Origin of the sequence: Limnofasciculus baicalensis BBK-W-15 (assembly GCF_024178385.1) — a bacterium.
In the GTDB taxonomy this organism is placed as follows: domain Bacteria; phylum Cyanobacteriota; class Cyanobacteriia; order Cyanobacteriales; family Coleofasciculaceae; genus Limnofasciculus; species Limnofasciculus baicalensis.
In genome coordinates this window covers 8942-19722 of the sequence record NZ_JAMZMM010000078.1, presented here as the reverse complement: position 1 = coordinate 19722, position 10781 = coordinate 8942, and the positions used below count along the sequence as shown (strand labels likewise).

Annotated in this window: 6 protein-coding genes and 1 pseudogene; 6 read left to right on the top strand and 1 reads right to left on the bottom strand. The window is 44.0% G+C overall.

Annotation, left to right across the window (positions count from 1 at the left end; genetic code table 11):
• Positions 1–145 precede the first annotated feature (145 nt).
• A complete protein-coding gene (locus tag NJ959_RS10220) occupies positions 146–1060 on the top strand; it encodes a hypothetical protein (protein ID WP_254011649.1) in 915 nt (304 codons plus the stop codon).
• Between the two features lie 958 nt (positions 1061–2018).
• Here the strand turns inward: NJ959_RS10220 and NJ959_RS10215 are convergent.
• Positions 2019–2429 carry a hypothetical protein gene (locus NJ959_RS10215; RefSeq protein ID WP_254011648.1) on the bottom strand — a complete coding sequence of 137 codons (411 nt, stop codon included), beginning with the start codon at positions 2427–2429 and terminating at the stop codon, positions 2019–2021.
• Positions 2430–2708: 279 nt separating this feature from the next.
• On the opposite strand from NJ959_RS10215, the gene NJ959_RS10210 reads away from it, so the two are divergent.
• From NJ959_RS10210 to NJ959_RS10190, 5 genes and pseudogenes are all read left to right on the top strand, one after another.
• A complete protein-coding gene (locus NJ959_RS10210) occupies positions 2709–6431 on the top strand; it encodes a WD40 domain-containing protein (RefSeq protein ID WP_254011647.1) in 3723 nt (1240 codons plus the stop codon).
• Between the two features lie 242 nt (positions 6432–6673).
• A complete protein-coding gene (locus NJ959_RS10205; RefSeq protein ID WP_254011646.1) occupies positions 6674–6979 on the top strand; it encodes a hypothetical protein in 306 nt (101 codons plus the stop codon).
• 316 nt (positions 6980–7295) lie between these two features.
• Positions 7296–8120, top strand: coding sequence for a CHAT domain-containing protein (locus NJ959_RS10200; protein WP_254011645.1), 825 nt, complete (start codon positions 7296–7298; stop codon positions 8118–8120).
• Positions 8121–8124: 4 nt separating this feature from the next.
• Positions 8125–10416, top strand: a complete 2292-nt coding sequence (locus tag NJ959_RS10195; protein ID WP_254011644.1) for an nSTAND1 domain-containing NTPase — start codon at positions 8125–8127, stop codon at positions 10414–10416.
• 12 nt (positions 10417–10428) lie between these two features.
• Positions 10429–10781 (top strand): annotated as a pseudogene (locus tag NJ959_RS10190) (hypothetical protein); the annotation flags it as partial.

The following is a 10781-nucleotide window of genomic DNA, read 5'->3' as shown; positions in this document are numbered from 1 at the left end:
CTGGGAGCATCCCGAGAAAGGAAGAAATGCAGGTTGTATTCTTGCTCCCCCCTTTCACAAGGGGGGCTGGGGGGGGTGAAAAGGGGGGCAAAAACAAGTATCTTTGCCAAAGTAGGATGCTCCCTACCCCCTTACCTCTTAATTCATGTTTGATTTGATTTGGTTATCGCGAGTGACATTCCTAGGATTGGCGGGAATCGGCTGTACTGCTGCCTTATTCTTCCCCTCCTTACATCACAATAATAATAATGCTACAAAAACTCCTGCGATTAATTCAGAGAATATCCAACTTGTAAGCAAAGCAGTTATCCCACCCCCCTTACCCGTAATTCAACGCCAAACAGTACGACAAAAAGAGAGTAATAAAGTAATTCAGGCTCCTCCTTTTAACCTTCAGCAAAGTTTGAGTTTTTATTCCTCTCTCTTTAGCACTCCCACATCTTTAGGCATGGTAGCAATTGGTGTCGCAGAGGGAAATTATCGACTGGTAGTTTCTAACGGTACTCTTTATGTTCAATCCACTCCACTTTACTTCGGACATACCGATCCTGGAAACTTATCTTGGGGTGAGGTAGTAACTAATTATGGACCATGTAGCGATCAAGGAAGGAGTAAAGGAAATATTGCTTCAGCAGAGCAATGGTGCTTGCAGCGAGCTATTGCTCAACTCCCTACACAACTAATGGATCTCAATGCCGCTGGGATCGATCCCAACACCGACTTAGAAGCTGTACTTAATACAGCAGATTTGTACAATCAAGCTAGCCCAATTCACTCTCGCTATTTTCCCCAAGCTTTAGTTATGGCAAAACGGGGAGGAATGACTGGCATTGAAGCCCTGGCTTGGGCAAGGACTGAATCTTTTTACCTCAATACTAACGGTCAAATGGACTTACAAAATGGTCAGAATAAAGCCACAGGGCTTATTGGTATCTGTGCTAGGGAAAATCGTCCTGTAACGGAATGGGAATGCGTGTACGGGGATCAATTAAGACGGGTTAAAGCGATTGATTCTGTCTTAGATAAATATCGCAAAATTTATCAGAGGGCTAATGGCTAATTGCTGATTTATAACTCACATTCTGCACCCTCAACTCTCACAGTAGTTTGCCGTCTAGTACTTTTATCAAATAACTGATAGATTATTCTGGTTTTGGAGTTAGAGTAGGTTGGCTTGAAGCAACGAAACTCAACCTACTTCCCGAAGACGGTGCTTCTGATCCTGGTGTAGAGCTGCGACCCCACCTACCAGCACAGTAGCCAGCGATGACCCGCTTACAGTACTGGCTCCCTCTAGCCCAATAGACCAGACATCCTGACCAGGGGCGTAGCAATCAACTTGCGGTACCTGACAACACCACTCAAGCGGCACTCCATCGGGGTCAGCCGCCGACACCGCCTTCACTCCTGGCAGACGTGCCGGAAATAGGAATGTATCGGAACCGCGATCGCGCGATCGTTGACAATTATTGCAGAGTCCACAAAATGCTGTAAAGCTCTTGTTTACTGGCTTTCCGCTTCTGGCTCTTACGTCGAACTCAGGTTTGTTAGTTTGAGAATTGTTGTAGAACTTCAGACAAGAGTTAAGTCAGTTCGCTTCGTACTAGAGGTTGCCTTCTTAACTTGACTTCCACCTCTGTTTCAGCCTTAGCTTGTGAACCCTTGGGTTAACTTCCTAGCAAGGTCTAATCTTTGTGTGGAAAGAAGCAGTTAACCTTAGTAAGGAAGGCATTCCAAGAACAGCCGCAGAATTTTTTTTTGTTTTCTTTGCACTGCTTTAACCTGTAACTCTGTAATCTCCTTATTTGGGTTGAGTTTTTGGGATTATGCATTTGAGCGATAGCCTTAACTCGTGAACCTTTTGATTGACTTATTGGGCTTGCGTTTTTAGGCTTATGCACTTTGATAGAAGGGTCAGCTTTGGAGCTTCAATGTAGAAAACTGATAGATGCACCTAATTTTATTTGCGATGACCTCTCAGGCAAACTACTGATAGCTTGCCTGATTCAGGCTACTCATCAAAAGTAGTCTTTAACAACGTTAGTTTTCCGCACAACTTTGGGGAACAGCTTATGAGTAAGAATGAGCTTGCTATAAATCTCATCCTGTGGCTTAAAACCTGTGTCCTCATTTAACTTATCGTCACCTAAAACCACGAAGAATCGAGCGCTTTCATATTCGGTCGGCGTCGAATCTGGGAAAGGTAAGACGCTTTCAAATACCCAAAGCTTGTCATCTTTTCCTTTAAGAAATTCACCATCTTCCGAACCCCAGAGTTCGCACTTCAACTTAAATTTCATCTGGGGAAGTTCTTTGATGAGCGCTAGCTCATCTGGGAAAAAGTGTATTCGGCAAGCCACAGTACACTCTGACAATGACTTTTCTTTTATATGGTTGATGGCGAGTTTTGCATTCTGGATTTGGGGCATGACTTTTTCTTCCTTTCCTCAGCTATTTCTGAGGTGATAGTTTTACGGCTTGGTAGAAAGCCGCTTCGCCGAGTTGTGAATCCTTAGCTTGCTCGGCTAGGCGTCGTTAACCAACTTGACTTCTTACGTTCGATCGAGAACCCATATCGGACTTCTCGTCTCTACAAATCAATCAAAACGTACACCTGACCGAGATCGAGACTGAGAACGTACTGACTTCTTCCCGACCTTCAACTGACTAACTCTGTTAAAATCTGTATAGCTTTCGGGGAATAGGCTATGTCACGCTCGCTCAAAGTTCACAGCGACTGCATTAAGCAAGCTAAATTAGCCCTCCAGCGCAATGGCTTTCACAGCCAAAGAGCTTTGGCTGAAGATTTAGGACTCGCTTTATCCACTGTCAGCAGGTTCCTCATCGGAAAAACTGTTGATTATGCGACTTTTGTGGAAATCTGTGGGAAATTGGGGCTGGAATGGCAAGAAATCGCTGACTTAGGGAATGTCGTTCCATCCCAACCCGTATCTGTGAAATCCGATCGCGCCACCTATACCCGTAACCCAAAAGACTTTCCGCCGGGTGGGAACGTAGAAGCAATTGACTTCGCCACCGCGCCAAGCGCGAGCGCCCACTGTCGTCAAGATTGGGGAGAAGCCCCCGATGTTACTGCGTTCTATGGACGGACTGAGGAACTTGCTACCCTAGAACAATGGGTTGTGGACGAGCGTTGCCGCTTGATTAGCGTCATTGGTATGGGCGGGATTGGTAAAACTACCTTAGCGGTGAAGCTAGCAGAACAAATTCAAGATGAGTTTGAATATCTGATTTGGCGCAGTCTCCGCAATGCGCCTCCTATTCAAGAATTTTTAGCAGATGCGATTCGTTTCCTCTCTAATCAGCGGGAAACAGACTTACCAGAGACAATTGACGGGAAAATCTCTCGCTTGCTGGAACACCTACGAACCTCGCGCTGTTTACTTATACTTGATAATGCAGAATCTATCTTATGCAGTGATGGGCGTGCTGGAGCCTATCGGGAGGGATATGAGGGATATGGGCAACTCCTAAGCTGTATCGCAGAAACCCGTCATCAAAGCTGTCTAGTATTAACGACGCGAGAAAAACCAAGAGGAATTAGCTATCAAGAAGGGGAACATTTTCCCCTCCACTCCTTGCGGTTAAGTGGTTTAGCGCAAGAAAATGTTCAGGAAATCTTCAAGGAGAAGGGCTTTACATTATCCGCAGATGAAGGACAAGCATTAGTGAAGCAGTATGGAGGTAATCCACTGGCGCTGAAGATGGTAGCGACGACGATTCAAGAACTATTTGATGGCGATATTGCTCAATTCTTAGAGCAGGGTACTGTCGTTTTTGGTGATATCTCTAACTTACTAGACCAACAATTTGAGCGACTGTCAGAAATAGAAAAGCAGACGATGTTTTGGCTAGCTATCAATCGAGAGTGGGTTTCACTTTCAGAATTACAAGACGATATCATTCCGGCTATTTCAGTCAGATCGCTACTAGAAGCGTTAGAATCTCTCCAATTGCGCTCTCTAATTGAAAAAGCTACATCTACGCTAACACAGAAGCCCTCAGTCAACTTTACTCAACAGCCAGTGATTATGGAGTATGTCACTGAACGATTGATTGAGGAGGTGTGTCAAGAGATTAGTCGGGTCGAGATTATGTTCTTTGACCGCTACGCGATGATGAAGGCTCAGGCAAAAGATTACCTGCGGAATGCTCAAATTCGCATCATTATCCAACCAATTGCAGATAAATTGATGGCTCTTTTTGGCAATAAAGAAAGTATCAAAAATTGTCTGAATCAGATTTTGTCTAAGTTACGAATGTCATCTCTACAGGCTGGATTAACGCCTGGTTCTCTAGAAATATCCCATTCACCTCAAAAACCAGGATATGCTGCGGGCAATATTCTCAATCTTTTTTGGCAGCTTCAGATAGACCCCAGTGGCTCTGATTTCTCTTACCTAACTGTTTGGCAAGCTTACCTTCAGGGCGTGAATTTGCATCGGGTCAATTTTGCTAATTCAGATTTGGCAAAATCAGTTTTCACCCAAATTTTGGGAGGTATTTTATCAGCCGCTTTTAATTCAGACGGAAAGCTGTTGGCGACAGGAATTGATAACGAAATTTGGCTATGGCAAGTTGCAAATAGCCGACAATTATTGTCTTATAAGGGACATCTCAGTTGGGTCCATTCGGTTGCTTTTAGTCCAGAGGGACAAATTTTAGCTAGTGGCAGTAATGACGAAACTGTGAGGCTTTGGGATGTTAATACGGGGCAGTGCCTCAAGACACTACGAGGTCATACTGGTTGTGTGCAATCAGTTGCTTTTAGCCCAGACGGACAAATTTTAGCCAGTGGCAGTAATGACCAAACTGTGAGGCTTTGGGATGTTAAAACTGGGCAATGCCTTAAGGTGTTGACAGGGCATACTAATCATTTACTATCTGTCATCTTCACGCCAGACGGACAAACTTTGATTAGTAGCGGTGAAGACCAGACTGTGAGACTATGGCAAGTCGTTATGGGTGAATGTCTGCGAATTATAGAAACTCACATTAACTGGGTACTTTCGGTGGCACTAAGTCCTGATGGAGGGACATTAGCAACGGGAAGCGATGGCAAAATGGTGAAGTTTTGGGATATCACTAATGGAGCATGTATTGGCACATTACCAGACTACAACAGTTATGTGTGGGCACTTGCCTATGCACATTGGAGAAGTGATGTCAATCATCCCGATCGTGAAATTTTAGCAACGGGCAGTGAGGATGGGACAGTTAAGATTTGGGATGCTTTGACGGGAGAATGTCTTCAGACATTGCAGGGTCATCGCGATCGCGAAGCGAGTAAAGAGCAAAGCGCAGATCGCGTTTGGTTGGTACTCTTCAGTCCTAATGGTAGTACTTTATTGAGTGCCAGTGAGAATCAGACGGTGAAACTCTGGGATGTTCGCACGGGGCAGTGTTTGAGAACACTAGAAGGTTACAGTAATTCGGTTTTATCTGTGGCATTGAATTCTGATGGGCAATTATTAGCTAGTAGCGGTAGAGACCAGCAGGTAAGGTTGTGGGATGTGGCGACGGGAGAGTGCATTAAAACATTCCAGGGACATACTAACATTGTCTCATCTGTCACTTTTGCACCGAAAAATAATGAGAGTCAAATCTTGGCAAGTGGAAGTGACGATTGCAGCATCAAAATTTGGGATGGCGATACGGGAGAATGTTTGAGGACAATTTTGGGACACAGGAGTTGGGTGCAATCCCTCCGCTTTAGTCCAGATGGACAAATACTAGTCAGTGGCAGTCGGGATGGTACAGTGAAGCTGTGGGATTGGCAAACGGGGGAATGTTTGCAAACCTTTGAGGGACATATTCATCGGGTTAAGTCTGTGGCGTTTAGTCCGGATGGAACTACTCTAGTGAGTGGTAGTGATGACCAAACCGTAAAGCTTTGGGAGGTGAATACAGGGATTTGTCTGCACATGTTTCCAGGTCATCGGGATTGGGTTCTATCGGTTGCTTTTAGTCCTTGTGGTAGTAGGATTGTCAGTGGCAGTGGGGATACTATCAAGCTGTGGGATCTTCGCACGGGGGAATGCTTGCAAACGTTTGCAGGACACACTCACCGCGTTAGAGCTGTGGTATTCAGTCCAGATGGTCAGACTTTGGCTAGTGCTAGCGATGATGAAACCGTGAAGCTTTGGGATGTCAAGACAGGAAAGAACATCAGGACATTCCAGGGACATCTGAAGGGAGTATGGTCAGTTGTTTTTAGTGCCAATGGAGAAACTTTAGTTAGTGGTAGTGGAGATGAGACAATCAAGTTCTGGAGTGTTGAAACGGGTGAGTGTTTGAGAACGTTATTGGCCGATCGACCTTATGAGGGTATGAATATTAGGGGTGCGATTGGTTTAACGGCTGCTCAGAGGGCAACTTTAAAGGCGCTGGGGGCTGTGGAGAGCGATTAGTTCGGTGCTATGCTTCTGGCAGAGTCACTCGTTGTCAGTATTTTAGAGGTTAATTTTTATTAAAAATTCTCGGCTATTTCTCTGTACCAATTAAACTAAGCTTTATGTAATACAAAGAAATAAAACGAGATGCTAAGGGTTTGAAGAGTTTAATTCTTAGAGGGTTAAATTGGTACAGAGAAATAAACTCTTAGCGTCTAGCGTCACTTTTCTCTCAAGTGCTACTCAAACCGAGAATTTTTATGAATATAGAGAACTCTGAATCTAAGCAACCTGATGACACTCGGTCTCCTGGCGTGACAGATAGAGATGGGATCGCTTCCCCCAACCCAGGCATCGCAGCTAAAAAGCCAGATCGGGAAGTTGAGGTCATTAGAAAACTAATTGTACCGGATGTAACAGACATTCCAGCGAAGTCTGATGACCCCCGTTCCCCTGGTGTAACAGATCGAGATATTTCCACAGAGGATATTTCTGCTAATACCACTGAGGAAACTGAAACTATTAGAAAGCTGATTGTGCCTGAAGAAGTCGAATCTGAGGACTAATCTTCTTCAACTAACGAATAGATTTTACCAAATCAGTTGTAAGTCAGCAAGAACTCAGTAAGTTCTCCATCTCGATCTCAGTAAAAATTAGATTTTGATGGAATTGTCAACTTAAAGAGTAGAACATGAAATGGGTAGTGGGGACTAGGGAATGGGTAACGGGTAATGGGCAGGACAAAATTGTGTAGAAATTTTACTCAATTTCCTGATTTTAGTGGTATGGAGTGGAATCGATTAATATCTACTATCTTTGAGAGCAACTCGGTATTAGATAGACATTGACGACAAATAATCCCTGTTGAGAGGTGATAGCACTGTGAAAAAAATTCTACTTCTTGCAGCTAATCCTAAGAATACCGATCAATTGCGCCTGGATGAGGAGGTGCGAGAGATTGATGAAGGGTTGCGGCGATCGCGTCATCGAGATCGGTTTGAACTGATATCTAAATGGGCGGTGCGATCGCGGGACTTTTATCGCTATATCCTCGATATTCAGCCTCAGATTATTCATTTCTCTGGACATGGTGGTGGGGAAGGCGGTATTGTCCTGGAGGATGAGACTGGAAAAGTGCAGTTCTTGTCAACCAAACAAGTGGCAGGTATGTTTAAATTGTTTGCCAGCAAGGGAGTAGAATGTGTTCTCCTGAATGCTTGCTACTCAGAAGTACAAGCGGAAGCAATTCATCAGTACATTCCATTTGTCATTGGGATGAATAAATCGATTGGAGATAAAGCTGCAATTAACTTTGCTGTGGCGTTTTATGATGTGCTGGGGGCTGGGGAAACTGTTGAATTTGCCTTTGATTTGGCTTGCACTCAGCTTATTGGATTGAATGAAGATGAGACTCCGATACTGAAGAAAAAACAGGATATTTCTGCTCTCACTAATTTACCTAAAACAGAGGTTTTACCTCAGATTGAGCCGAAAGAACGGGCACTAGATTTCCTGAAAGGATTACTACCATCTCAGTTTGATAATGTTGTTTTCAAATATGGTGTAGATCCAGCTTACTTATCTAGCAGCACGCCACAAGCTCAAAGAGCGATTGAAGTGATCCGGTATGGACAGCAAAAGGAAGGAGCATCTCTGGCTGGATTAATCCGGGTTATCTACGAAGTTGTTCCCCATCTCAAGGGGTAGTACAATGGTCGATCAAAATGAACTATTTGACCAATTAAAAAAGAAGAATGAAAGCCAATTTGAGGAGTTACTCCTGCGGCTGAAAGTGGATAAGTCTCACATCCGATGGAGTGGAGTAACACTCAGTCAGAAAGTAGTCGATTTGATTGGGTACTTGGCACAACAGGAGGATGGACTTCAGCGGTTACAAGAACGTTTGGAGCTAGAAAAGCCAGATGACATGGCTTTAATTCTAGCCTGTCCTTATCAGGAATTGTTCGCTTTTCAGGAAGAAGATGCCAAGTTTTTCTTTGGACGCTCGACATTTATTAACGATCTAGTGCAAGCGGTAAAAACTAAGCCTCTGGTAGCAGTAGTTGGTGCTTCCGGGAGTGGGAAATCTTCACTAGTATTTGCTGGGTTGCTACCTCATTTGCGACAAGAGGGAAGCTGGTTGATTGAATATTTTCGTCCTGAAAAACAGCCTTTTAATCGACTAGCTGCTGCATTTGTACATCAATTGGAACCCGAACTTAGTAAGAGCGATCGCATTGATAAAGCGATTAATTTAGCTGACACGATTAGACAGCATGGATTTGCTTATGTTGTGTCAGAAATTATTCAGGAACATCCCGGCAAACAGTTGCTGTTAGTGGTGGATCAGTTTGAGGAACTCTATACGGTTTGTGCGGAGGAAGAGCGCGATCGCTTTATTGATGTTCTCCTAGCCGGAATCAACGATAGTCTCGGACTTAAGGTGGTTTTGACGCTTCGGGCTGACTTTTGCGGACAAGCATATAGTTCCCGTCCCCTGGCGGATGCGTTGCAGAGTGCAGATTTAAAATTAGGTTCCATGAATGGGGAAGAATTGCGGGAAGCAATTGAACGCCCTGCTCAATTGATGGAAGTGGAATTAGAGGAAAAACTCACCGAAAAACTCTTAGAAGATGTGAAGCAGGAACCGGGAAATCTACCTCTACTAGAATTTGCCCTCACCCAACTTTGGAAAAAGCAGCGTCAGAGAACATTAACCCATCAAGCTTATGCAGAAATTGGTGGGGTGGCGAAGGCACTGGCAAACCATGCCGAAACTGTTTATGCAAAGTTGAATGAGACGCAGCAGCAGCAAGCACAACGGATCTTTTTACAGTTGGTGCATCCGGGGGAAGGAACGGAAGATACCCGACGGGTGGCGACTCGTGGGGAGATGGGCGGAGATAACTGGGAACTCGTAACTCATTTAGCAGGATCGTCAGCGCGACTGGTGGTGACGGGAAGGAATGAGGAAACGCAAGAGGACACTGTCGAGATTGTCCATGAGGCGCTACTGCGGGAGTGGAAGCAGTTACGGGATTGGATCAAGAGCGATCGCTCTTTTCGCATCTGGCAAGAGGAATTACGCTCTAGGAGGCGTAGGTGGCAGCGAAACGAACAGAATGAAGAGGATTTGTTAACGGGTTCTCTTCTTAGTGCAGCGGAAGTTTGGCTGGATGAACGTCAGGCTGATTTGAGTCCAGAGGATGGGGAATTTATTCGGTTGAGTGTGGAGGTGCGCGATCGCAAAACACTGGAAAAGCTGAGTATTCAAATTGAATTAGAGACGGAACGAAAACAAAAAGAAGCAGCGGAACAATCTAACCAAATATTAGTCAAAGCTCAAAGGAAAGCCAAACAAATTGTTCGTTTTGGGTTTGCTACTATGAGCTTCAGTATGATGTTGGGGATACTCTTTATCGTAGTACTGCCTTGGTCAGCTATTTTTTTTAATAATCGTGGTTTGGAGAAGTTACAAGCCCATCAAATTAAAGATGCTCTATCATACTTTAATTTAGCACTAATAATTAAGCCAGGTTATCCTACTGCTCTTTATACTAGGGGACTAGTTTATGAGGATTTAGAAGACTTTGATTTGGCTATGGCGAACTACGAAGCTGCTGTAAAAGGACATTTTCCTCCAGCCTACAATAACCTTGCCTATTTAAAAATCAAGCGTGGCGATTATGCTCTAGCTGCCAGATTACTTGAAGAAGGTTTGGGATTGGAAACAGATCTAGGAACTAAATATACTCTATTCAAGAATTTAGGCTGGGCGCAATTATATCTAAATCAATATAACAAAGCAGAAGCAAATCTTCGCCAAGCAATAACTCTAGATGGTCAACGAGGCTCGGCTTACTGCTTACTTGCACAAGTACTAGAAAAAGAGTCCAATATCGAGGCAGAAATTCAGTGGCAAAGTTGTCTGAAATTTAGCGACCCTCATCATCCAGATGAAAGTGAATGGCGCAAGGTAGCGCAATCAAAGCTTAAAAAATAAAGAGTGTTGATTATGATGTACCCCAGATTATTTATTTCACTATTAATTGTGAGTTTAGCTTCTATTATATTTGCAGCTAGTACTTATGTAAAAGATATCCTGGGTATTGGAGAATCTACCGAAGTAGCTTCTCAAACAATACCACTTGATAAAGATGGTAAACAGGGAAACACTAACCTGAGTCCTAAAGATGAACCCAGTCCTCCAAAAGGAGATTCTCACGAACAGCCTCCTAAAAAGGGACCATCTGATAATCAAGATGGTAAAGATTTAAAAGATAACCTGAGTCCTAAAGATGAACCCAGTCCTTCAAAAGGAGATTCTCACGAACAGCCTCCTAAAAAGGGACCATCTGATAATCAAGA

What these genes read in the sequence shown, in the direction of transcription:
- NJ959_RS10220 (WP_254011649.1), top strand. Translation starts at nt 146, where the DNA reads ATGTTTGATTTGATTTGGTTATCGCGAGTGACATTCCTAGGATTGGCG.
- NJ959_RS10215 (WP_254011648.1), bottom strand. Translation starts at nt 2,429, where the DNA reads ATGCCCCAAATCCAGAATGCAAAACTCGCCATCAACCATATAAAAGAA.
- NJ959_RS10210 (WP_254011647.1), top strand. Translation starts at nt 2,709, where the DNA reads ATGTCACGCTCGCTCAAAGTTCACAGCGACTGCATTAAGCAAGCTAAA.
- NJ959_RS10205 (WP_254011646.1), top strand. Translation starts at nt 6,674, where the DNA reads ATGAATATAGAGAACTCTGAATCTAAGCAACCTGATGACACTCGGTCT.
- NJ959_RS10195 (WP_254011644.1), top strand. Translation starts at nt 8,125, where the DNA reads ATGGTCGATCAAAATGAACTATTTGACCAATTAAAAAAGAAGAATGAA.